Raw genomic sequence first — 21,779 nt, 5'->3', positions numbered from 1 at the left:
CCCGTTGCTTTATTAAGTAAATAGCTCGAATGCGCATAGGTGGGTGCTGCGTCTGGCACTTTTTTCAGCGCGAGCGCAGCCAGGAAGTGAGCAGATAGACCTCACTTCAATACGTTACGTTAACGATGTGGTTTTTGTCGGTTTGCTCTCCTGTGTTTAAGTGAACGCCATTCTCCTTATTCTGTTCGCCTTTCGGCTACCTCGGTCGTGTCACGCCCACGCAGACCATGAGCCGCTCCCCACATGTAGGACAGCATCGTGTCGTATGCTGCTCAGGGGCCGTCTCAACGGGCAAGGTCTGGTGTGCCATGTGAAGCAACATACGTTGAATATGGTATCGCTTGTGTTTGGCGCTGCCATGCAATAAGCCATAGTCACGCACGCGTTGTAGTCCTTTGGGTAAGACATGCTGAAGTATTAACATCAGGAACTGATTGGTAGGCAACGAGCGAGTCGCCGATTGATTTGTCTGGCTGTCGGTGTACCGGAAGGTCACCTGATGGTCACTGATGTCGATGATATCTTTGTCGGGCGTGCGGATAAAGATACTGCTGATTGGCAGAGTAGGAAGAAACATAGGCGTTATACGCCAAAGATTGGGTTAACATCCATACTCTTATGCAAGATTCTGATGATCTGGATGTTTTGGCTACCAATTTGTTGATAAAAAATAACATGGCTTCCTTGTGGAAATTTTCGGTAGCCATCTCTGATTCCATCACAAGTTTTACCAATATCAGGATTTTCAGCGAGTAGCCAAAATGATTCATCGAATTGTTTGAGGTAAATATTACGTTGCTCGCGGCCCCATCTGCGGAAGGTAAACAAGGCAATGTCTTTTAAATCAGACTTTGCCTTGTTGGTTAGTTGAAATGGTTTCATTTTCCCTCTTCGCTATCTAGTTCACTGATAAACGAATCGAGGTCATAATCAGCCATACCACTTTCTTCACCTTCAACGAGTAGTTGTCGCAAAGTGTTTATTTTCGTTTCTTGTGTTTCGAGTAAACGTAGAGCGGAACGAATTACTTCACTTGCTGAGCCATAGCGTCCACTTTGGATTTGGTTACTGATGAAGCTATCAAAGTGTTCGCCGAGAGTGATGCTAGTATTTTTAGCCATTGCAATCTCCTAATACCAAATAGTACCTAATTATGGTATTAATTTGAGGTAATCGCAAGTGGCGCACAACAAACCAGGATGTCGTCAATCACTAAATTTTAGCGAGATTTTTATGTCTCTGAACATCGAATTTAAGATCACTACCATCTTGCGCACACAGGCAATAATGGCGACTTTTTTCGGCTTTTTAGCGGCGACTAATCGGGTATACGTGGCTTTAGAAACAGGATTACATTGCATCGCAGACATCATCGCCATATACAACACGGTACGAACTTGAGCTCGTCCACCTTGGATCACTCGTTTGCTTTTATACCGTCCACTTTCTTTTGTCACGGGTGTAACATCAATGAGTGACGCCGCTTGTTTGTTAGTTATGTGTATTTCTAGCTTGGAGGTTAGATGGAATCGGTTAATGTAGCATTAAACCCGCTGGATTGGTCTGGTGTTTCAGCAATTACATCAATCCTGATGCTTCTCATCAATTTTTTCTTACTCGTGTCGGTAATTTTTGCTTACCGCACCATTAAAGAGGAAGTAAAAAATAGGGACAGTACCCTGCTGCTTTGGGCAATGGATGAAATGTCAAAGATCAAGTCAGACTTATCATTGCTTCATAATGCAGGCGACTATTCAAACGGAGAGCTAGGGGGCGAAGACCATGAGGTCGCTTGGTCTAAAGAAACCGTTGATGCAGCGTATCGTGTCAGTATTGTGATGCAACGATTGTCCTATATGGCTATGTCAGGGCTTATTAGTCGAGAGCATTTTTCAAAAATGTGGGGTCCTGCTTTTATAAAGGCCTGGGATTCGTTAGAGCCGTATATCCATCACAAGCGCTTCCTAAATGGTGAACCTTTGACGCTCGCAAAGGGCGCCTACAGCCGGAATGATTTCGAAAAATATGCCCTGTACTGTAGGGATCTAAACACATAACACGGCCAAGCACGGCGGCGCCCTTTGACCTTTAAATTGCGCCTTTGGCTCCATTCCAAGGGTGCGCATGCTGCAAGCGTTAGAAAACTAGGAAGTTACGGATGATCAAGGAAGTTGGAAGCACAGTAATTCAAGAGTTTCACAAAGCTCAATGTCATTGTGGTTCAGTCGAGTTTGAGCTGCACTTGCCACAGGGCATCGAAAAGCCTAGGCGTTGTGATTGCTCGATATGCCGTCGTAAAGGAGCAATAGTAGCCTCAGTAAAATTGGATGGCATTCGTATTTTGAAAGGTAAAGAGCATTTAAAACTTTATCAATTCAATACGAATACAGCAAAGCATTACTTCTGCTCAAACTGCGGTATTTATACACATCACCAAAGGCGTTCAGATCCAAGTGAGTATGGTTTTAATGTGGGTTGCTTAAACGGGGTAAATCCATTTGATTTAGGTGATGTTGTAACAAATGATGGGGTTAATCATCCAGCGGACAAACGATAACGACTTATGAAGGATATAGACATGCGTGATCATTACGATTTTTCTGAGTCCGTTAAGAATCCATACGCCAAGAAGCTCAAGAAGCAGGTTACGATCCGGCTGGTGTCGGAAAGGCAAAAGATCCGACCAAGAAGTGGATTCTACTTTTGCGTGCTGCAGAGCCGGGCGTTAGGCTAAACATGTCAAATTCAGATGTTACGGACAAGGAGGCCTGATAATGCTTTGGATTGTAATTAAGTACCTTACAACGGCAGCTATTGTAGTGTTGATTTCAGAAGTCGCAAAACGAAGCGATAAAATGGGAGCTTTAGTTGCTGCGTTGCCTACGATAACCATATTGGCGCTGGTTTGGATGTATATTGAAGGGCAAGGAAACAGTAAGCTTTCAAATCACGCTTTTTATACTTTTTGGTATGTGCTGCCAACATTACCAATGTTTTTGCTATTCCCTTACTTGCTAGCCAAATATTCGTTTTGGATTACGTTACTAATTAGTTGTTTTGTTTCGATAGCTTGTTTTGTAATTACTCACGCAGTAGTAAAGCAATTTGGGTTAAATTTGCTGTAAGAAAGTTTAGCCTAACAAACGAGAATAAGTGTCGCGCAGCCAACAAGTGGGTAGATACGCTGTCACGCCCACGCAGACCATGAGCCGCTCCCCGCATGAAGGATAACATCGTGTCGTATGCTGCTCAGAGGTCGCCTCAATGGACCAGATCTGAACAACTATCCTGACATCGGGAGATTCAGTGCTGTCCATATTGTGGTGAGAAGTTAGAACGAGAACTTACCCAGCAAAAGCAACCTTACTATTACCATTTCGGCGCTTGCTAATTAGGCTGCTGATCTATGTTTTTTTAGTACGTTGTCAATCACTCGTTTTTGGCGAGGTTTTTATCTCACATTGCGCCGTCTCTGAGCATTGAACTTACGATCACCGTCATATTACCAACGGTGCAGGTTTATTCTTTTAATGCGATTTATTACGCAGTTTGGATCGCCTGCTATCGAAGAAGGACGATGAGGATCAGTCAAGCCTGAAGTGATGACTTTGCCTTAAATGAACACAATTGATAGGGAATAGAGAGTAAACCTGATATGATCCATGTCTTCCAGTTTTCACGTTGATAGCACTGGATTTACCTAAGACTAGGAACTATTTTGACCAATAATGACATTTTACGCCGTGTACGCTATACATTTGATTTAAAAGATAATGTAACAACTGAGATCTTCGCTTTAGCCGATTATACAGTGACCAATGATCAAGTCAGTCGCTGGCTGAAAAAAGAAGACGATGAATATTTTGTTAAACTTAGCGATACAGAACTAGCGATATTTCTGAATGGCTTTATCAATCTTAAACGTGGTAAACGAGACGGTGAGCAGCCTAAGCCAGAGCAAAGGCTAAGTAATAATATCGTTTTTCAAAAATTACGCATTGCTTTGAACTTAAAAGCAGACGATATTTTAGATATTCTGCAGCTTGCCGATTTTCGATTAAGTAAGCATGAGCTCAGTGCCTTTTTCCGTAAACCGGATAATAAGCACTATAAAGAGTGCAAAGACCAAGTGCTGCGAAACTTCTTATCAGGCCTCCAGCGTCAGTTACGTCCAAGTAGTGACCAATTCGATGTAGAATAAGCGATAACACTATCAAATAGCTTCCTCATCTGCGTGCCTAGCAGCATGAGGATGACTATTTACAAAAAACACGTATAAAAGGAATGTTTGTGTGAAAAGTAACTGTGTTCTCTTTTTAACATTCACAGTAATGCTGCCATGTTTTAGTACTGTGGCTGCAGAGCTCCCCATTAAAAAGCAGAACCTAATGGGGCAGTGGACATGTTCGTTTACCATGCAAGGTGATAAAGTCTACAAAGAGCAATGGACATTAAAAGATAACAACGCGTTCTCACTACAAGGACGTGTTGAATATTTTCTTGGCGAAAAGAATGCGCACTTTTTATATGATGCGACAGGTGAATGGGAGTTAATCAACGAGACAATTAAGTTGGTTTACAATCCGTTTGAGTTTCAGAGCAAAGACAGCTTCAGTCAAGATTATATCTCCGATATTGAAACCGTATACATTACACCGGCATGGAATGGCACACGACGATTTCAGTACGACGTTGAGGCATTGTCAGCATCACGTATGCAAATCGGCGATGACTACGATAGCTGGCAATGTAAAAGAAACAAACGTGCGAATTAAACGGCTAAAACTACTTTGTTGATAACTCGCGCAACGTGCCAAACCGCGAATTAGGTAGAAAGATCAAGGATGCTAATGAATACAGAACAACAGGATTACTTAAACGCCTACCTTGCCACTTTAAGTGACGAAGAACGTCAGGCCGTGCCTGAAACCATTGCCGAGTACTTTTGCGCGGATGAATACAACGCCAATGAATGCGCTCGTTTGATTGACCAAGGCATTAAACGCGCATCGTGCAGCTTAAAAGCCTGCTATGAGATAGAAAACGAACCCTACCCACAAGTGGGCCGTTTAACTGTGGTGCTTAACTGGGCGCAGCAGCCGGTTTGTATTATTAAAGTGACTGAAGTGAGCGAGTGCCCGTTTGATCAAGTGACTGCTGAATTTGCCGCTGCGGAAGGTGAAGGAGACAAGAGCTATGCGTGGTGGCGGCAGGCACATCTTGCATTTTTTGAGCAGGAAGGGCGAACACTCGGCGTGCCGTTTACAACCCAATCCCCTTTGGTGTTAGAGCGCTTTGAGAAAGTCTATCCGCTTGATAACCATGAAACTGAGCAGGTAAGCGCATGATAAAACAAGTCGGTCAAACATCCATCCAACCCGAACACTTGGCCCGCTGTCACTGCGGGGCGGTTGTGTTAAGCGAATAACCACTAAACATGTTCTTTAAGTTGTACATGTCTGGTTTGTTGCTCTATACTTCGATGGTGTACGAATAGGAGCAATCCGATGAAAATCATTTCGTTTACTGAAGCGAGAAATGGCCTCAAAACGGTATTAGATGGAGTGGTTGATGACGCTGATACCACTGTCATTACCCGACGTGATGCAGAGGATGCGGTGGTGATGTCGCTTGATTACTACAACAGCCTTATGGAAACCGTCCATCTGTTGCGCTCGCCCGCCAATGCTGAGCACCTAAATCGCTCCATTACTCAGTACAAGATGGGGAAAGCGATGGAGCACGCGTTAGTCGATGACGATGAGTAGTCGCTTACTTTGCTGGACGGATGATGCGTGGCGTGACTACGTGTACTGGCAAAGTCAGGATAGAAAAACACTCAAGCGAATCAACAAGCTTATCCTCGATGTAAAACGAACGCCATTCGAGGGAATAGGCAAGCCCGAAGCACTAAAAGAAAATCTGACAGGCTTTTGGTCGCGGCGTATTGATGATACCAATCGGCTGGTTTACGCCGTGGATGATAGGTCTATTACGATCCTATCTTGCCGATATCACTATTAATCACCTAGCGCATGATGTAGGCCGCGCGTTTGCCGTGGGAATCGAATGCGTTGTGATCCCAAGTGTAGCAATTCAGTGAGTCAAACACATAAACTCCCTTCTATCTTAGGGCCTTGGTTCGTCAACACGGTCAATTTAGCGTAGGATGCCAGTAATCCAGTCACATGTAGCTGTTTATGACTATTGAAGTAACAAACGTGCCAACCTCCGATGTTACCTGCGCGACGTGTAAAGCGTGTTGCTGTCGCTTAGAGGTGATGCTGATTACCGATACCGGTGTACCGAGAGAGCATATTGAAATCGATGCTTGGGGCGGAGAGGTAATGAAACGGCTTGACGATGGTTGGTGCTCGGCGGTTGATCGAGACACGTTTATGTGCACGATTTATGAAAATCGGCCTTGGATTTGTCGAGAGTTTGAAATGGGCTCAGATGAATGCATCGATGAGCGTAAAAACATGTAACCACTATTCACCGTGAAAAAAGAGGGCCTGTTGAACAAACAGGCCCTCTTTTTTTATTTTTTGATCGCGCGAGGGCGGCCGTTCTCATCAATGGCAACATAGTTAAATGTTGCATGACTGACCTTATTACGATCACCAATTTCATCATGGCTGACGGGCTTAACCCATACCTCGAGTTCAATGGTTATCGACGTATTGCCGATACGTTGGCAGGTACCGTAGCAGCAGACCACATCGCCGACGCTCACCGGTGATTTAAAGGTAATGTCATTGACTGAGACAGTCACAACGCGACCGCCTGAGATTTCTTTCGCCAAAATGGCGCCGGCCAGATCGAGCTGAGACATAATCCAGCCACCAAAAATATCACCATTGGCGTTAGTGTCCGCAGGCATCGCTAATGTACGAAGTAGCAGTTGGCCGCGTGGGCAGTTGTTTTTATTGTCAGACATGGCTCTCTTCACATCTTATTGAAAAGGGGCAATGCGCCCCTTTTTTACTGTACAAGATAAGAATTGTGACCGCTAACACAGCATTCGGGCACGTTTTTATTGGTCCGATAAGCGTTAAACCCAATCCCAGCCGAAGACCAACAGCATTAAAATGGGGCAAATAACACGCACATAGCCGGGCCAAATTTTCCAGAACCAGGTGTCGCCCAGTTCAGGACTGCCTTGCACCAACTCTTTTAATATTTCGTTGCGGTGCCATAGCCAACCGGCGACAAGCGCAAACAGTAGGCCGAGAATTGGCTGTGCGTATTCAGTGGTCACGGTGACGACCAAGCCAAACAGCTCGCCAAAGTTGTAGACGATGATGGCCGAGGCGGCGGTGATCAGGCCACCTATCCACCAGACCGCTTTTTCTCGTGATTGTTTCAGCTCTTCGGTCGCACAGGCGACAGGCACTTCAAGCATGGAAATCGCCGAGGTGAGTGCCGCAATCACCATGAGCAGGAAGAAGGCAAAACCGATGAATAAGCCAGCCGAGCCCATGGTGTCAAACATGGCCGGTAATACGCTAAATACCAGGGTGTCGCTGCTCAGCAATTCGCCCGCTTCGCTGTATATCGCCACCCCATTGTGCTGTGCCACAAACATGGCGGGCATGATCAGTAGCCCCGCGGTAAAGGCAATGCCCGTATCGAGTAGCGCAACTTGCGCGGCCGTTTTAGGAATGCTGGCAGATTTGGATAAGTAAGAGCCGTAGACCATCATCACGCAGACACCGAGCGATAACGAGAAGAAGGCTTGCCCCATGGCACTCACAACCAGGCTAGGTGACAGGTGTGACATATCGGGGATCAGGTACATTTTTAAACCGTCGATCGCACCCGGTTGGAACAAAATGTACACCACCATGACCACGAACAACAAAAACAGGACGGGCATAAGGCGGGATGACCAACGTTCAATACCGTTAGCAATGCCATTGCGCACAACCAGGATGGTCGGCACCATAAAACACAGCATCAATACCAGATTTCGGGTATCGCTAAATGATTCTAACCAGGTTGCTGTTTCGGTAAAGCCCAATGCGGTGAGTAAAGGCGAGACCATAAACCCGACCAGCCAGCCAGCGACAATGGCATAGAAGCTCAGAATACCCGTCGCTCCCAGCATACCGACTAAGCCGAGCAGGCGGCCCAACCACTTGTGTCCGCCGGCAACCGACGACAAAGAGCGAACAGGGTTGGCATTACCGTAACGACCAATAGTGAGTTCTGCTATTAAAAGAGGGTACGCTAGGATAAAAACCATTAGCAGATAAATGAATAGAAAAACGGCGCCGCCGTTAGAGGCGGTTTGGGTAGGGAATCCCCAAATGTTGCCTAGCCCAATGGCTGAGCCTGCTGCCGCCAAAATAAACCCAATGCGGGATGAAAATTGTGCGCGTTGTGTGTTTGCCATACCTACTCGTTATCGTTTGCGATAATTAATTGATTTTTTTTAACGACACCTCAGGATGTCGTCGTTGATGAAACTGTCAAAGGTGTAAACTTTTTATTACGAACTTGGATGAGTGATTCCCAGCTCAAAGACTCGTAAGTAAAACAGTTTATGCGTAGAATTTGAAGATCTTGCCGTATGTAATGCCTAAAATAAGCATAATTTCCCCATATTCTTCCTGCTCGTGATGACTTCTTCGACAGTGATAAGCGCGATTCGCTACCTATAGTGAGTATCACAGTGACTTTCTCTGCTGCAATCACTGATTTAACAATCTAGTAACATTGCGATGAGTTGTCACAATAATATGAATGACTGCGCTAAGATAAGCGCCAATGATGTGCGTTAACTCACTGTCGAGTCTGATTGTGTCGTAACCTAAAGACAAGACGTTGCTTGCACCCGCTCATAACCTAGGCAGAATGGAAGAGCTAGCGGGTTAACCCTTTATTAATGACTATCAAGGTGTGCACTTGGGCATGGAAAAAGTCTACGAAATCCTTACCGTACTGTTGTTGTTACTGTACTGGTTAACAATTGCGGGTGTAACGATACGCGTGGTATTCAAGCGACGCGCACTGGGCGTGTCGATTGCTTGGCTGATGATTATCTATATTTTGCCGATTGTGGGGGTGATTGCGTACCTGCTTTTTGGAGAATTGAACTTGGGGAAAACCCGAGCCGTGCGGGCGAAAGCGATGTTTGAGCCTTATCGTCAGTGGCTGTTAAGTTTACAAGCGTGTCCCGCGCACCGTCCCCATCATATCAATGAGCAATCCCACCATGTGAACCGGCTCTGTCATGCTCGAATTGGTGTCCCTGAGCTCACGGGCAATCAATTGGCGCTAAAAACGGAACCGGCAGAGATCCTTAAATCTGTGGCACTCGACATTCGTCAGGCGCAAAAAAGTGTGGATATGGTGTTTTATATCTGGCACCCGGGCGGGCACGCTGATGAGGTGGCGCAGGCGGCGTGCGATAAAGCAAAACAGGGCATTCCAGTGCGGATCATGTTGGATTCTGCAGGGAGCAAAGCTTTTTTCCGTAGTAAATGGCCTCATGCGATGCGCGAGGCCGGGGTTGAGCTGATAGAAGCACTGGCGGTGAACCCGTTCAGGATGTTCTTTCGTCGCCTCGATATTCGCCAGCATCGTAAAGTGGTTATTATCGATAACCAACTGGCTTATACCGGCTCGATGAATATGGTCGATCCACGATTTTTCAAGCAAAATGCGGGTGTTGGTCAGTGGGTCGATGTGATGGTTCGCGTGTCGGGGCCGACGGTATCGGTGCTTAGCAGCGTATTTGCCTGGGACTGGGAAGTTGAAACCGGCATTCGTGACCTGCCCAGTGCGCCCGAATGCTTGATGATAGAAGATCATCAACATGCCAATCATGCCGTACAAGCGATTCCGTCAGGGCCTGGATTGCCTGAGGGAATGATCCAACAAGTGCTCACCTTGGCCATTCACCAAGCGGAAACCAGTATTACGATTACCACGCCTTATTTAGTCCCCAGTGAAGGCCTGATGGTCAGCCTGCAAACCGCGGCGCAACGCGGTGTGAAAGTGACGATCATTGTGCCGGAAAAAAATGATTCGCTGATGGTGGAGTGGGCGAGTCGCTCATTTTTTGAGGACTTGATGTCAGCGGGGATAAACATCTATCGCTTCAGCGGTGGCTTATTGCATACCAAGTCAGTGCTTGTCGATGAGCAGTACTGCTTAGTGGGAACGGTAAACCTTGATATGCGCAGCCTATGGTTAAACTTTGAATTGACTTTGACTGTCGATGACCCTGAATTTTGTGCTGCTATTAACCAATTACATCAGGATTATCTGGCTCAGTCTTCGCGCGTAAACCCTGAGAGCTGGCAACAGAGGCCGGTTTACCTCAAACCTATCGAGCAGTTTTTTTATATGTTTAGTCCGCTGTTGTAAAAAAAGCCCACCATGGCACGACTTGCCTGGTGGGCTTTTTGCTATCGGTACTGATGACGACAAGCGACTGAAAGCTACGAGGCGTGTGCTGTTGCCGCTTTCATGGCTCGGACAAACTCAGTAAGCGCGTTGAGCATAGTCGGCACGTCGTGCTGATGGGTTTCAATAATTTTCACCACCGCTGAGCCTGATATTGCACCGGCGGCTCCGGCCACAATGGCTGCCTTGACTTGCTCAGGGGTTGAAATACCAAACCCAAGTAGCGGGCGCGGTGCTTGATGATGAAGTAGGGTGCCTAGCAAGTGCTCGACCGGTGTGCCGGCTTTGGCTTCCGCACCAGTTACCCCGGCGCGCGATACCAAATAGGTATAGCCACGACCCAGCTCGGCCACTTTGGCGAGGGTTTTATCGTCCGCATTGGGTGGGGCGATAAAAATCGGATCGATACCGTGCGCTAGGGCGTGATCACGAAAGGGGGCGGATTCAGAAATCGGGGCATCGGCGATAAGCACCGAGTCGACGCCAACCTCAGCGCAGCGGGTGTAAAATGTTTCGATACCCCGTGCATAGACTAAGTTGGCGTACATTAATAACCCAATGGGAATCGTGGGGTGCTTGGCACGAATGGTCGCTAACATGTCAAAACAGGTATCGGGTGTGGTGCCGGCTGCCCGCGCTCGGATGGTGGCGTCTTGAATGGTCGGCCCATCAGCGAGCGGATCGGAAAATGGCATGCCGAGCTCTAGGGCATCCGCGCCACCTTCAATCAAGGCATCGACCACGGCGAGCGATTGCTCAGGATTCGGATCCCCCAAGGTCACAAAGGGAACAAAGGCGCCTTGCTGTTTGGCATCCAAGTTTGCAAACATTGATGAGTATCGCGTTGATGGTGCCACCATTACAGCTCTCCTTTGCCTTCTAAAATCTCATAAACCGAAAAAATATCTTTGTCGCCTCGGCCCGATAAATTAACCACCAATATCTGCTCTTTATTGGGGTCGGCGGCGATCATTTTTTGCGCGTGTGCCAGGGCGTGGGCGGTTTCTAATGCGGGAATGATCCCCTCATTACGCGCCAGTGATTGAAAGGCTTCCAGCGCCTCGTCATCCGTGGCCGCCGGGTATTCAGCACGACCAATGGCGTTGAGGTGGGCATGTTGAGGTCCCACGGACGGGAAATCTAACCCCGCAGACACGGAATACGACTCTTCTACTTGGCCATATTCATCTTGCATTAATGGCGATTTCATCCCAAAGAAAATCCCGGGCTTACCGTGTTTTAAGGGTGCGCCGTGCTGATCGGTATCGAGTCCTTTACCGGCCGGTTCCACGCCAATTAAGCGCACGTCTTTGTCTTCAATAAAGTCCGCAAACATACCAATGGCGTTTGAGCCGCCGCCGACACAGGCGATCACCGCATCGGGCAAGCGGCCTTCTGCGCGCAGGATTTGTTCGCGGGTTTCTTCGCCAATAATGCGTTGAAACTCGCGCACAATGGTCGGGAAAGGATGAGGGCCGGCCGCGGTGCCGAGCAAGTAGTGCGCGGTATCATAGTTGGCAGACCAGTCGCGCATCGCCTCGTTACAGGCATCTTTGAGGGTCGAGGAGCCCGCGTGCACGGGGATCACCGTTGCGCCCATCAGCTTCATGCGAAACACATTGGGGCTTTGACGTTCAACATCCTTGGCACCCATATAAATGCGGCATTTTAGCCCCAACAGCGCACATGCGAGTGCGGTCGCCACGCCGTGTTGTCCGGCGCCGGTTTCGGCAATAATTTCTGATTTGCCCATGCGCTGAGCGAGCATCGCTTGGCCAAGCACTTGGTTGGTTTTGTGCGCGCCACCGTGGAGTAAATCTTCACGTTTGAGATAGAGTTTAGTCTTGGTGCCCTTGGTAAGATTACGGCATAACGTCAGTGCGGTGGGGCGTCCCGCGTATTCTTGCAATAGACGAATATAGTCGTCTTTAAAGGTGGGATCTTCTTGCGCATCAATAAACGCTTGCTCGAGTTGATCGAGCGCAGGCACCAAAATTTGTGGCACGTACTGGCCGCCAAATTCACCAAAATAGGGGTTAAGCTTGCTCATAATAATCCTTTTACGTCTTTAATTTGGTGCCGAGGTGCGTCGTTCACCCCGGCGTAATCACTCATCTCTGGACAATTAATAACGGCGTAGGGCACGAAACGCCGCGTTAAGCTTGTGGGCGTCTTTCACTCCGGGCGCATGTTCGACGCCGGAGTTAAAATCGAGCCCTAAGCAGCCTTGTGCAGCGGCCTTTGCGGCATTGTCGGGCGTCAAACCACCCGCGATCATCACTTTGTCTTTGGCCGCTTTTGGGATCAGGTGCCAATCAAAGGTTCTGCCGGTGCCGCCAGATTGCTGACCGACTCGGCTGTCGATGAGGTGGCGGTCTGCGTCGACGCCGTCTAACGCTGGGGCGACATCAGACACACCGTGCGCTTTCCACATTTCACAGTGGGTCGGAAGCCTTTCGCGCAGTGCTTGTAAGTACGTAGCATCTTCATCGCCATGTAATTGCACCGCGTGTAGGTTGAGCTGATGGGCATGCGCTGCGACTGTCTCTATTGCGTGGTTTTGGAACACGCCCACATAGCGAAGCGGCGCGCCTTGCTGTACACGTTCGGCCACGGCTGGGGTTACCGCGCGCGGCGAGTGTTCAACAAAAATGAGCCCGCCATAAACCGCGCCCGCGTCATAGGCGGCGAGGGCATCATCGGCTGAGGTTAACCCGCACACTTTGTTATCGCCCAAGATCACTTTACGTAGCGCAAGCGTGAGATCGGGCTCTGCCATTAAGGCACTGCCAATCAAAAAGCCGTCGGCGTAATCGGCGAGGTCGCGCACATGGCGGTGGCTATGAATGCCACTTTCTGAAATCACGATCGCTTTTTCCCCCACTTGCGGTGCTAAGCGTTTGGTGCGATCGCGATCAATACTTAAATCGCGCAAATTACGGTTGTTAATGCCAATCACCACCGCCCCTAAGGCATTGGCCCGCGCCAGCTCGTCTTCGGTACTCACTTCGGTGAGTACCCCCAGCTTTAAAGACTCGGCTAAATCGGCTAGCTCACGGTATTCGGCGTCGTCGAGCACTGACAGCATCAACAAGATCGCATCGGCTTGATAATGACGCGCGAGGTAAACCTGATACGGGTCGATAATAAAGTCTTTACACAACACCGGCGCATCAACTTGGTCACGCACGATGGGGAGAAAATCAAAACTGCCCTGAAAGTAGTCTTCATCGGTGAGTACCGAAATCGCCGTGGCGAATGGCTTGTATGCTTGCGCAATGGCTGCTGGATCAAAATCGTCTCGAATCACCCCTTTCGAGGGCGAGGCTTTTTTGCACTCCAAGATAAACTGCGAGCCCGGTGCGGCTAACGCAGCACGAAAATCACGATCGCTCGGCGTCAGTTGGTCGACAAAGCTTTCTAACGGCTGGGCTTTTTTGCGGGCGGCGATCCAGCGTTTTTTGTCATCGACAATGCGGCCTAAAATGGTGTCGTTGAGGGCTGACGTGGTCATACTGCGCTCCTTTGTGCTAACGCTTGCATGATGGTGTAAGGCTTGCCCGACGCCATCACGTCCAAGGCCTGTTGGGTATTTGCTTTCAAATCTTCTTGTCCGAATAAGCGTAGCAATAGGGCGACATTGACCGCTACCGCCGCTTGCTGGGCATCTGTGCCTTTACCTTGCAAAATCGCGCGGATCATCTCGCGGTTTTGCTCGGGCGTGCCCCCGGCAATGCTGTCCAGCGGGTATTGGGATACACCAAAGTCGCTGGGGGTTAGGGTGTAATGCTCAATCTGTGTTGGCGTGATTTCTGCCACCGTCGTAGGGCCATGGATCGCCACTTCATCCAGGCCGTCACCGTGAACCACGGCCGCGCGCGTCATGTTGAGGTTTTGCATGGTTTGCGCAATTGGCGCCACCAGTGCTTGGTCGTACACGCCCATTAGCTCAATACTGGGCTTGGCTGGATTAATTAACGGTCCAAGCAGGTTAAAGATGGTACGTGTTTTCATGGCTTGGCGCACGGGCATCGCATGGCGCACACCGGTATGGTATTGCGGGGCGAATAAAAAGCACACGCCAAGTGTATCCAGTGCCGCACGCGCTTGCTCGGCAGGCATGGCCAAATCAATCCCAAACGCGGCGAGTAGATCCGACGAGCCGGATTTGCTCGAGACCCCGCGATTGCCGTGCTTGGCGACTTTCACGCCACAGGCAGCGGCCACAAATGCGGCGGTGGTAGAAATATTAATGGTGTTCGCCCCATCGCCACCCGTGCCGACGATATCGGCAAACGGATAGCTGGGACGTGGAAAAGGCTCGGCGTTATCGGTGAGTGCCTTCGCGGCGCCGGCGATTTCTTCGGGGGTTTCCCCTTTAATCTTCAATGCGGTTAACGCGGCGGCTAATTGAGCAGGCTCGAGCTCGCCTTGAATAATGGCGCTAAATAGTTGTTCACTGTGCGTTTGGCTGAGCGACTGCTGTTGGTAGAGCGCTTCTAGTAGGTGATCCACGGTTGCTTGATCCATCACTGCATTTACCTCGATGTGTCTGTCCTGACGTCCGTACTTATTGGTGCTGTACGTGTTGTATCTCTATTCGTTTCTTTATTTATTGGTTTGTTTAGCTATTAATCACGATTGCCTTGGTAAAATTCACTCGCCCAATCAATGGTGTGGGTGAGTAGCGCCGCCCCTTGCGCGGTTAAAATCGATTCGGGGTGGAATTGATAACCGACTACATAGTCGGTGTTGTTAACCACGGCCATCACTTTCTGATCTTTGCCATCAAAGGTTGTGGCGATGACATCCAAGTTGGCAGGGACATCAGTGGCAACCAGTGAGTGGTAACGGGCGACGGTTAATGGTGAGGCAAGTGGACCAAATACCGCATGTTGCTGGTGGTGCATGGCCGAGGCTTTGCCGTGCATAATGGTGCCGGCGCCTGCCACTGTGCCGCCGTAGGCTTCAACGATGGCTTGCTGGCCCAAACAAATCCCCAACATCGGCACGTGGCCGCGTAAGGCCTCAATCAATGCGGGCATGCAGCCGGCATCGGCGGGTGCACCCGGGCCGGGCGAGAGCACCAGTAGCGGCTGGGGCAGGGCACGAATGTGGCTGACAATGGCATCAGCATCTAAATGGTGCCGGAACACCGTGACCGGGTAACCCAATGCGCGAAATTGATCCACTAAGTTATAGGTAAAGGAGTCCATGTTATCGAGCAAGACAATGTCCATTTTCGGGGTGCTCATGGTTGGCCTCCTTGGTGAGCAGCTTGAATCGCATGGATCACGGCTTGCGCCTTGCCGCGGGTTTCGTCCGCTTCCGCTTGTGGGTCAGAATCAAACACCACGCCTGCGCCGGCTTGCACGGTAGCAAGGCCGTTTTCAACGTAGGCGGAGCGGATCACGATGCAGGTGTCCATGTCGCCTGAACCGGTAAAATATCCCACCGCACCGCCATAGCTACCGCGGCGGCAATGCTCGGTATCACGGATCAATTGCATCGCTCTAAGTTTCGGTGCACCGGTGAGCGTGCCCATGTTCATACAGGCTTGGTAGGCATGCAGCGCGTCAAGATCGGGTTTAAGTTGACCCACCACCCGAGAGACTAAGTGCATGACGTGGCTGTAGCGGTCCACTTTGAGCAAATCGGCCACGTGGCGGCTGCCGGGCGTGCTAATGCGTGCAACATCGTTACGGGCCAAATCGACCAGCATCATGTGCTCAGCATTTTCTTTTTCATCATTACGCAGCTCAAGTTCAATTCGGCTATCTAAGTCGTGATCAATGCTGCCTTGGGCCGTTTTTCCGCGTCGACGAGTACCGGCAATAGGGTAAATTTCGACTTGATTGGTCGTTTGGGTATATTTGAGTGCGCTCTCTGGTGAGGCACCAAATAAGCTGAATTCGCTATCGCGCAGATAAAACATATATGGACTAGGATTGCCGTGTTTCAGCGCGCGATAGGCATTGAGCGGCGACGGGCACGCGAGTGTAAAACGGCGCGAGGGCACCACTTGAAACACATCTCCGGCGATCACGTGTTTTTTTAGCGCTTCAACTTGCTGACAAAAGTTTGAATCGGAGACTGAAACCGCGACCGAGTGTTCAGTCATCACGGGCGCGTCGGGAAGTGGCGCAGGCGATAAGCAGGCTTCTTTGATGCGTTGCAAGCGGCGCGATAAATCCACGTAGTGGGCACTTGCATTATCGCCACCAAACAAGGTGCCTTGTAAGCGTGCTTGTCGGTGTTGGTGATCAATCACCAGTAAGCTCTCGGCGACATAAAAGAGATAATCCGGACAGCTCTCGGTGCCGTCTACGCTGGACAGTGTTTCGGTACTGGCGACTAAGTCATAGGCAAATAAGCCGCCGATAAACAGCGCATCGTCAGGCTGGTTCTCCAACGCGACGCTTTGTTTAACGACGCGCAGCGCATCAAACACCGACGCTTGGCGCAGGCGGGCGTCTTCATCCAATAGGGCACCATTGTCGTTAGGATGGCGGAATGTCAGTGTCAGTGCCGGCTGATTGTTACGCTCAGTGCTTTCTGCCTCACAAGGTAACGCTTGCAGCGCCGCACTTTGCCTGATGCTGTCGAGCAAATGGGCGCCATTATGGGTCAGCGCTTGCAAGGTTACGGTTTGCGCCCGGCATTCAATCCGTACCGCGGCGTCAACGAGCATCAGGCTTTTCACGTTGCGCTTTGAGTCAATTTCAGCTGACTCCAGCAACATGCTAAAGGGTTTATCTTGGCACACGGCGGCATACAGCTCGGTCGGATCGGCCACATAAGGCACCGACAGTTGGAGCGTATCGAGCTCGCCGTATTGGAGGTGATGGGTGTTCACAGCTTTCTCCCTGCCGCTTGAACAAAGGGGGTTAATTCTTGCATTAGCTGCGCGAACATATCGCCGGTCAATGCTTGGTGACCGTCTGACAACGCCTCGCTTGGATTCAGATGGCTTTCCACAATAATACCATCTGCGCCGACGGCTGCAGCCGCGCGTGATAGCGGCGTGACGAGCTCTCGCACACCCGTTCCATGGCTTGGGTCGACCAGTACTGGCAGGTGGCTGCGTTGTTTCATAAAGGCCACCGCGTTTAAATCCAAGGTGTTTCTTGTGGCGGTTTCGTAAGTGCGAATGCCGCGCTCACACAAAATCACATTAGGGTTGCCCGCATCGACAATATATTCCGCTGCCAGCAAACATTCTTCGATAGTGGCGGAAAGGCCGCGTTTTAACAAGACCGGTTTGCCAGTTTCTCCCACTGCTTTGAGTAAGCCATAGTTTTGCATATTACGTGCGCCAATTTGCAAGCAATCAATGTATTCACACACGGCATCGACTTGGCTGATTTCCATCACTTCTGACACGGTTGGCATGCCGGTGAGCTCACTGGCTTTTTTTAGCAGCTTAAGCCCTTCTATTCCCATGCCTTGAAAATCATAAGGGCTGGTGCGCGGCTTAAAGGCACCGCCACGTAACACGCGAGCGCCGTGGGTTTTAACTCGCTCTGCCACGGAAAGCAATTGAGGTTCCGACTCCACCGAGCAAGGGCCTGCCATGACCACAAAGTCTTGTCCACCGACAGGCACATTGCCGATATTTACTACGCTATCGTGCGGCTGCACATCACGGCTGACGCGTTTGTACTTGGTTAAAATCGGTTTCACTTCTTCAACCAGCGGGTTGGCCTCAAAGTGGCATTGTTGCAAAACGCGTTCATCGCCCAACGCGCCGAGTACGATGCGCTCAACCCCTGGCATGTAAAGCGGTTTTAATCCGCACTGCTCGATTTGGTTGAGTAGCCCTTTGGCGTCCTGCTCAGTGGCTTGGGGTTTAAGTACAATAATCATCAAATATCCTTTTAAACTATGGTTGTGGATTACCGTGGCTGAATGCTTAGTAGCCAAATGCTTAGTAGCCAAATGCTTAGTGGCTGAATGCGTAGTAGCACGATAACGCTTAATGGCAAAGCTCAGAGACAAAAACGCCCGCGTCAGTGGCGGGCGTTGTGAATAAGGTAGCTGTTGATACAGCCCGTCACACCGCCCGTAAGGAGCCGTGCCACCCAATAAGTGCAACAGAGGTCATAGATGTCGCTAGCGCGCTGACGGCCAGTACTGCAGTGGGTGCCGTGTAAATGCCCTTTGTACGAGGCGAGGTATTGAAATACATGCTGCGAGACTCCGTTGTGCCTGTTACCCTTAGCGCCATCTTGCTCCCCGAGACCGAGAAACGGTGCGCGTTAACTTGTGTACTAGTAAACTGATATTTTGTCTCTGTGTCAACGGGGAAAACCAAAAGAATGCAGAAAAAGTGCGGAAACAGCGCACCATAAAAAATAACAAATGAATCAATAGTGTTCGCGTACGTGCATTAACTTGCTTGCGTTAGCATTACCAGAGTGCGTGGACATATTAAGGAAACCCGATACACCATGATCATTGATTTACATAGTCACACGACGGCCTCAGATGGCCGTTTATCGCCCCAAGATTTAGTGCAGCGTGCGGTTGAGCGCCGTGTGGGGGTGTTGGCGATTACCGATCACGACACCACTGCCGGGCTGGTGGATGCGCAAGCAGAAATTGACCGCCAAGCGCTGCCCCTCACCTTGGTCAGCGGTATTGAGATTTCTACTCTGTGGCAAAACTTTGATATTCACATTGTGGGCTTAAATATCGATCCGCACCATCCGGCATTAATCGCGCTGATTGCCGAGCAAGCTGAGCGACGCCAACAACGGGCGGAGTTGATTGCTGCACGGCTAGAGCGCTCGCATTATATAGGCGCGTTAGCGGGTGCACGTGAGCAGGCCGGTGATGCACCGCTAACTCGTGCGCATTTTGCCCGCTGGCTGGTAGAGCAGGGCCACGCGAAAACCATGCAGGCTTGTTTTAAGCGCTTTTTAACCCGAGGCAATACGGGGTATGCGCCGCCGAATTGGTGTTCGATTGCAGAGGCCGTTGAGGTGATTCACCAAGCCGGTGGACAGGCAGTACTCGCTCACCCGGGCCGATACAAACTCAAGGCTAAGTGGCTGAAGCGACTGCTAACGGCGTTTTCTGAGGCGAAAGGCGATGCCATCGAAGTCGCACTCCCTCAGCAGTCGCAACAAGAACGTCGTTTGCTCGCTGACTACGCGCGGGACTATGGCTTATTGGCCTCATTGGGCTCAGATTTTCATTACCCTTCACCATGGACAGAGCTAGGCCGAAATCTATGGCTGCCTAAAGACTGCCAGCCGCTTTGGTGGAATTGGGCATGGTTAGAGGCTGCCGAGCAGAAACAGCAATCAATAAATCAACTAGATAGCAACCAGTCAGACGCGTTACAATAGAAGGATAATAAGGATTATCCGGCGCGTCGGCCACTATCGCTGGGTTGCGGTGCGCATCCAAAACGTGGTCAAGCTACAGCAGGAGGAACCATGAGTCAGTTTTTTTATGTCCACCCAGAGAATCCGCAAGCGCGGCTGATCAAGCAAGCGGTGGAAATTGTGCGAAACGGTGGGGTGATTATTTATCCGACTGATTCGGGCTATGCGCTTGGCTGTCAGCTTGAGAATAAACAAGCGCTAGAGCGTATTTGCCGTATTCGTGATCTCGATAAAGATCATAATTTTACGTTGCTATGTCGCGATCTTTCTGAGCTTTCACTGTATGCACGGGTGGATAATGTTGCGTTTCGGCTAATCCGGAACAATACCCCAGGGTCGTATACCTTTATTTTTAAAGCGACCAAAGAAGTGCCAAAACGTTTGATGAATCCAAAACGTAAGACCATTGGCATTCGTGTTCCCGATAATCAAATCGCCCTAGATTTGCTCGAAGCTTTGGGTGAGCCATTAATGTCGACCTCGCTGATTCTGCCCGGTAATGATTTCACCGAATCCGATCCCGAAGCGATACGCGATCATTTAGAACACAGTGTGGATTTGATCATGCACGGAGGGGTGTTGGGTGAGCATCCAACGACGGTGGTCGATTTTAGCGACGGTGCGCCTGAAATTCGACGCCAGGGTCGTGGTGATTCGACGCCGTTTGATTAATCCTTTATTGCCAGTGAACCAACAAACATTGCACTGCGTAATTATCAGTGCAATGTTCTTGTTCTGATGTTGCGTCAGCCAGTGGTTGACCTTCCATTCCCGCCCAGCCACCTTGCTGGGCGTTTTTTTATGATTCGATATGTCTCAATTTATGCGGTAGGCGATGCACTATTGACCCAGTTGATGCGCCGTTAAAATTGCGGAATAAACATTATCTGCCGTTACAGGAAATGGCATGTTATGGATAGTCTCTCCTTCAGCAGTTGATGCTTCTGCCACCGCACGCAACGTCGTATGATTCAGCGTTTTTACGCCCATATCAAAAAGATTGGTCGGTAGGCCAACGGAACGGCAGAAAGCGAGGACGGTATTTATCTCTTCCATTGCCGCGTTTTCGAGTACGAGTTGAACAAGTGTACCAAATGCCACCTTCTCGCCATGGTAAAGATGGTGGCACTCCTCAAGCTTGGTGAGACCGTTATGGATGGCATGTGCGCCAGCTAGGCCACTGCTCTCAAAACCGATACCGCTTAGGTAGGTGTTGGCTTCAATAATGTTTTCTACCGCCTTGGTACTCACACCATTTTCTACTGCGATTTTCGCTTTTAAGCCATCTTCAAGTAATGTTTCATAACACAGTTTTGCTAGCGCTTGCGCGGACCGGGTCGCAAGCCCACCGGCCATGGTTGCTTTACCTGACGTCATATTTGCACGAGCTTCAAAGTAAGTTGATAGCGCGTCACCCATCCCGGAAACCAGTAAGCGAACCGGTGCTTTAGCGATGATCGACGTATCCATGATCACCATGTCCGGATTTTTAGGAATCATCAAGTATTCAGAAAATTCACCTTCTGGGGTATAGATAACGGCGAGAGCCGACGTTGGCGCATCTGTAGACGCGATGGTCGGCACAACAACAACGGGAATTTTGGTATAGAAAGCAACGGATTTTGCCGTATCTAATGTTTTCCCGCCGCCAATACCGACGATGACATCATGTTGCTGTGTCGCACAAATATCGGTGATGCGCTCAATCTCAGCACGCGAACACTCGCCATTAAAAATATTGGTTGCGAGTGATATCTCTTCATCAGCAAAACTCTGTTTTACCTCTGCACCCACCAAGTCGGTCACGAACGCATCAGCGATGGCTAATGGTTTCTCACCAAGACTTTTTACATAGTGTGCAATCGAGCTCAGTACTTGCTCACCTTGGACGTATTTACTGGGGCTAATAATTATTTTGTCCATAATTCAGACCTTTATTCTTTATTCTGTGTGTTTTCTGCAATGAAAAAC

The 21,779-nt window shown here is 49.6% G+C and carries 24 protein-coding genes and 2 pseudogenes; 12 read left to right on the top strand and 14 right to left on the bottom strand.

Features of this window, described 5'->3' with window-relative positions; translation table 11 throughout:
* Nucleotides 1-196 precede the first annotated feature (196 nt).
* The 4 genes and pseudogenes from BZG80_RS09365 to BZG80_RS09350 form a co-directional block, all read right to left on the bottom strand.
* Nucleotides 197-532, bottom strand: a pseudogene (locus BZG80_RS09365) (transposase); the annotation flags it as partial.
* Nucleotides 533-582: 50 nt separating this feature from the next.
* A complete protein-coding gene (locus BZG80_RS09360; protein ID WP_077679196.1) occupies nt 583-882 on the bottom strand; it encodes a type II toxin-antitoxin system RelE/ParE family toxin in 300 nt (99 codons plus the stop codon).
* Nucleotides 879-1,121 carry a type II toxin-antitoxin system ParD family antitoxin gene (locus tag BZG80_RS09355; RefSeq protein ID WP_077647087.1) on the bottom strand — a complete coding sequence of 81 codons (243 nt, stop codon included), beginning with the start codon at nt 1,119-1,121 and terminating at the stop codon, nt 879-881. The genes BZG80_RS09360 and BZG80_RS09355 overlap by 4 nt, the downstream gene beginning before the upstream one ends.
* Before the next feature lie 84 nt (nt 1,122-1,205).
* Nucleotides 1,206-1,502: pseudogene (locus BZG80_RS09350) on the bottom strand (transposase); the annotation flags it as partial.
* 21 nt (nt 1,503-1,523) lie between these two features.
* Here BZG80_RS09350 and BZG80_RS09345 point away from each other — a divergent pair.
* The 9 genes from BZG80_RS09345 to BZG80_RS09300 all read left to right on the top strand — a co-directional run bounded on the left by BZG80_RS09345 (nt 1,524) and on the right by BZG80_RS09300 (nt 6,488).
* Entirely contained in the window at nt 1,524-2,057 is a 534-nt protein-coding gene (locus BZG80_RS09345) for a hypothetical protein (RefSeq protein ID WP_077679194.1), read from the top strand.
* 104 nt (nt 2,058-2,161) lie between these two features.
* On the top strand, nt 2,162-2,557 hold the full coding sequence (locus BZG80_RS09340; protein WP_174566348.1) for a GFA family protein: 396 nt from the start codon (nt 2,162-2,164) through the stop codon (nt 2,555-2,557).
* A 217-nt stretch (nt 2,558-2,774) separates the two neighbouring features.
* Nucleotides 2,775-3,125 carry a DUF3147 family protein gene (locus BZG80_RS09330; RefSeq protein ID WP_077679193.1) on the top strand — a complete coding sequence of 117 codons (351 nt, stop codon included), beginning with the start codon at nt 2,775-2,777 and terminating at the stop codon, nt 3,123-3,125.
* A 593-nt stretch (nt 3,126-3,718) separates the two neighbouring features.
* A complete protein-coding gene (locus BZG80_RS09325; RefSeq protein WP_021024588.1) occupies nt 3,719-4,201 on the top strand; it encodes a YehS family protein in 483 nt (160 codons plus the stop codon).
* Nucleotides 4,202-4,388: 187 nt separating this feature from the next.
* Nucleotides 4,389-4,775 (top strand): hypothetical protein, encoded by a 387-nt coding sequence (locus BZG80_RS09320; RefSeq protein WP_077461021.1) that lies wholly within the window; start codon nt 4,389-4,391, stop codon nt 4,773-4,775.
* 75 nt (nt 4,776-4,850) lie between these two features.
* A complete protein-coding gene (locus BZG80_RS09315) occupies nt 4,851-5,348 on the top strand; it encodes an ASCH domain-containing protein (protein WP_077679192.1) in 498 nt (165 codons plus the stop codon).
* 159 nt (nt 5,349-5,507) lie between these two features.
* Complete coding sequence (locus tag BZG80_RS09310; protein ID WP_077679191.1) at nt 5,508-5,768, top strand: type II toxin-antitoxin system Phd/YefM family antitoxin; 261 nt, start codon at nt 5,508-5,510, stop codon at nt 5,766-5,768.
* Nucleotides 5,755-6,024, top strand: a complete 270-nt coding sequence (locus tag BZG80_RS09305; protein WP_198532938.1) for a Txe/YoeB family addiction module toxin — start codon at nt 5,755-5,757, stop codon at nt 6,022-6,024. The genes BZG80_RS09310 and BZG80_RS09305 overlap by 14 nt, the downstream gene beginning before the upstream one ends.
* A gap of 176 nt (nt 6,025-6,200) precedes the next feature.
* Complete coding sequence (locus tag BZG80_RS09300) at nt 6,201-6,488, top strand: YkgJ family cysteine cluster protein (protein ID WP_021024594.1); 288 nt, start codon at nt 6,201-6,203, stop codon at nt 6,486-6,488.
* Nucleotides 6,489-6,541: 53 nt separating this feature from the next.
* On the opposite strand, the gene yciA is transcribed toward BZG80_RS09300, so the two are convergent.
* Together yciA and BZG80_RS09290 are read right to left on the bottom strand one after the other, a co-directional pair.
* On the bottom strand, nt 6,542-6,940 hold the full coding sequence (gene yciA / locus BZG80_RS09295) for an acyl-CoA thioester hydrolase YciA (protein ID WP_021024595.1): 399 nt from the start codon (nt 6,938-6,940) through the stop codon (nt 6,542-6,544).
* Between the two features lie 114 nt (nt 6,941-7,054).
* A complete protein-coding gene (locus BZG80_RS09290; protein WP_021024596.1) occupies nt 7,055-8,398 on the bottom strand; it encodes a sodium-dependent transporter in 1,344 nt (447 codons plus the stop codon).
* Between the two features lie 518 nt (nt 8,399-8,916).
* On the opposite strand from BZG80_RS09290, the gene cls reads away from it, so the two are divergent.
* Nucleotides 8,917-10,377 (top strand): cardiolipin synthase, encoded by a 1,461-nt coding sequence (gene cls, locus BZG80_RS09285; protein ID WP_077461026.1) that lies wholly within the window; start codon nt 8,917-8,919, stop codon nt 10,375-10,377.
* 74 nt (nt 10,378-10,451) lie between these two features.
* Here cls and trpA read toward each other — a convergent pair whose 3' ends face one another.
* The 7 genes from trpA to aroF all read right to left on the bottom strand — a co-directional run bounded on the left by trpA (nt 10,452) and on the right by aroF (nt 18,282).
* Nucleotides 10,452-11,276 (bottom strand): tryptophan synthase subunit alpha, encoded by an 825-nt coding sequence (gene trpA / locus BZG80_RS09280; RefSeq protein WP_077661195.1) that lies wholly within the window; start codon nt 11,274-11,276, stop codon nt 10,452-10,454.
* Nucleotides 11,276-12,466: a tryptophan synthase subunit beta gene (trpB, locus tag BZG80_RS09275; RefSeq protein WP_077461030.1), complete on the bottom strand. Its 1,191-nt coding sequence runs from the start codon at nt 12,464-12,466 to the stop codon at nt 11,276-11,278. The genes trpA and trpB overlap by 1 nt, the downstream gene beginning before the upstream one ends.
* 75 nt (nt 12,467-12,541) lie before the next feature.
* Nucleotides 12,542-13,930 carry a bifunctional indole-3-glycerol-phosphate synthase TrpC/phosphoribosylanthranilate isomerase TrpF gene (gene trpCF / locus BZG80_RS09270; RefSeq protein WP_077679190.1) on the bottom strand — a complete coding sequence of 463 codons (1,389 nt, stop codon included), beginning with the start codon at nt 13,928-13,930 and terminating at the stop codon, nt 12,542-12,544.
* Nucleotides 13,927-14,946 (bottom strand): anthranilate phosphoribosyltransferase, encoded by a 1,020-nt coding sequence (gene trpD, locus BZG80_RS09265; protein ID WP_445177062.1) that lies wholly within the window; start codon nt 14,944-14,946, stop codon nt 13,927-13,929. The genes trpCF and trpD overlap by 4 nt, the downstream gene beginning before the upstream one ends.
* A gap of 101 nt (nt 14,947-15,047) precedes the next feature.
* On the bottom strand, nt 15,048-15,671 hold the full coding sequence (locus BZG80_RS09260; RefSeq protein WP_021024307.1) for an aminodeoxychorismate/anthranilate synthase component II: 624 nt from the start codon (nt 15,669-15,671) through the stop codon (nt 15,048-15,050).
* Nucleotides 15,668-17,272, bottom strand: coding sequence for an anthranilate synthase component 1 (locus tag BZG80_RS09255; protein ID WP_077679189.1), 1,605 nt, complete (start codon nt 17,270-17,272; stop codon nt 15,668-15,670). The genes BZG80_RS09260 and BZG80_RS09255 overlap by 4 nt, the downstream gene beginning before the upstream one ends.
* Nucleotides 17,269-18,282: a 3-deoxy-7-phosphoheptulonate synthase gene (gene aroF, locus BZG80_RS09250; protein ID WP_077461176.1), complete on the bottom strand. Its 1,014-nt coding sequence runs from the start codon at nt 18,280-18,282 to the stop codon at nt 17,269-17,271. The genes BZG80_RS09255 and aroF overlap by 4 nt, the downstream gene beginning before the upstream one ends.
* A 584-nt stretch (nt 18,283-18,866) precedes the next feature.
* On the opposite strand from aroF, the gene rnm reads away from it, so the two are divergent.
* Nucleotides 18,867-19,769: an RNase RNM gene (gene rnm / locus BZG80_RS09245; RefSeq protein WP_077679188.1), complete on the top strand. Its 903-nt coding sequence runs from the start codon at nt 18,867-18,869 to the stop codon at nt 19,767-19,769.
* Between the two features lie 90 nt (nt 19,770-19,859).
* Entirely contained in the window at nt 19,860-20,480 is a 621-nt protein-coding gene (locus tag BZG80_RS09240) for an L-threonylcarbamoyladenylate synthase (protein ID WP_077577260.1), read from the top strand.
* A gap of 168 nt (nt 20,481-20,648) precedes the next feature.
* On the opposite strand, the gene BZG80_RS09235 is transcribed toward BZG80_RS09240, so the two are convergent.
* Nucleotides 20,649-21,731, bottom strand: coding sequence for a glycerol dehydrogenase (locus tag BZG80_RS09235; protein ID WP_077461037.1), 1,083 nt, complete (start codon nt 21,729-21,731; stop codon nt 20,649-20,651).
* Nucleotides 21,732-21,779 lie beyond the last annotated feature (48 nt).

It is taken from the genome of Salinivibrio sp. MA440, from assembly GCF_001996265.1.
GTDB classification, from domain to species: Bacteria; Pseudomonadota; Gammaproteobacteria; order Enterobacterales; family Vibrionaceae; genus Salinivibrio; species Salinivibrio costicola.
Note: the sequence above shows the minus strand (reverse complement) of the source record. Positions and strands in the feature narration are given on the sequence as shown.

Bases quoted from the DNA above. Each gene is read 5' to 3' on its own strand.
- BZG80_RS09360 (WP_077679196.1), bottom strand. From the start codon at position 882: ATGAAACCATTTCAACTAACCAACAAGGCAAAGTCTGATTTAAAAGAC.
- BZG80_RS09355 (WP_077647087.1), bottom strand. From the start codon at position 1,121: ATGGCTAAAAATACTAGCATCACTCTCGGCGAACACTTTGATAGCTTC.
- BZG80_RS09345 (WP_077679194.1), top strand. From the start codon at position 1,524: ATGGAATCGGTTAATGTAGCATTAAACCCGCTGGATTGGTCTGGTGTT.
- BZG80_RS09330 (WP_077679193.1), top strand. From the start codon at position 2,775: ATGCTTTGGATTGTAATTAAGTACCTTACAACGGCAGCTATTGTAGTG.
- BZG80_RS09320 (WP_077461021.1), top strand. From the start codon at position 4,389: ATGGGGCAGTGGACATGTTCGTTTACCATGCAAGGTGATAAAGTCTAC.
- BZG80_RS09315 (WP_077679192.1), top strand. From the start codon at position 4,851: ATGAATACAGAACAACAGGATTACTTAAACGCCTACCTTGCCACTTTA.
- BZG80_RS09310 (WP_077679191.1), top strand. From the start codon at position 5,508: ATGAAAATCATTTCGTTTACTGAAGCGAGAAATGGCCTCAAAACGGTA.
- BZG80_RS09305 (WP_198532938.1), top strand. From the start codon at position 5,755: ATGACGATGAGTAGTCGCTTACTTTGCTGGACGGATGATGCGTGGCGT.
- BZG80_RS09300 (WP_021024594.1), top strand. From the start codon at position 6,201: ATGACTATTGAAGTAACAAACGTGCCAACCTCCGATGTTACCTGCGCG.
- yciA (WP_021024595.1), bottom strand. From the start codon at position 6,940: ATGTCTGACAATAAAAACAACTGCCCACGCGGCCAACTGCTACTTCGT.
- BZG80_RS09290 (WP_021024596.1), bottom strand. From the start codon at position 8,398: ATGGCAAACACACAACGCGCACAATTTTCATCCCGCATTGGGTTTATT.
- cls (WP_077461026.1), top strand. From the start codon at position 8,917: ATGGAAAAAGTCTACGAAATCCTTACCGTACTGTTGTTGTTACTGTAC.
- trpA (WP_077661195.1), bottom strand. From the start codon at position 11,276: ATGGTGGCACCATCAACGCGATACTCATCAATGTTTGCAAACTTGGAT.
- trpB (WP_077461030.1), bottom strand. From the start codon at position 12,466: ATGAGCAAGCTTAACCCCTATTTTGGTGAATTTGGCGGCCAGTACGTG.
- trpCF (WP_077679190.1), bottom strand. From the start codon at position 13,930: ATGACCACGTCAGCCCTCAACGACACCATTTTAGGCCGCATTGTCGAT.
- trpD (WP_445177062.1), bottom strand. From the start codon at position 14,946: ATGGATCAAGCAACCGTGGATCACCTACTAGAAGCGCTCTACCAACAG.
- BZG80_RS09260 (WP_021024307.1), bottom strand. From the start codon at position 15,671: ATGAGCACCCCGAAAATGGACATTGTCTTGCTCGATAACATGGACTCC.
- aroF (WP_077461176.1), bottom strand. From the start codon at position 18,282: ATGATTATTGTACTTAAACCCCAAGCCACTGAGCAGGACGCCAAAGGG.
- rnm (WP_077679188.1), top strand. From the start codon at position 18,867: ATGATCATTGATTTACATAGTCACACGACGGCCTCAGATGGCCGTTTA.
- BZG80_RS09240 (WP_077577260.1), top strand. From the start codon at position 19,860: ATGAGTCAGTTTTTTTATGTCCACCCAGAGAATCCGCAAGCGCGGCTG.
- BZG80_RS09235 (WP_077461037.1), bottom strand. From the start codon at position 21,731: ATGGACAAAATAATTATTAGCCCCAGTAAATACGTCCAAGGTGAGCAA.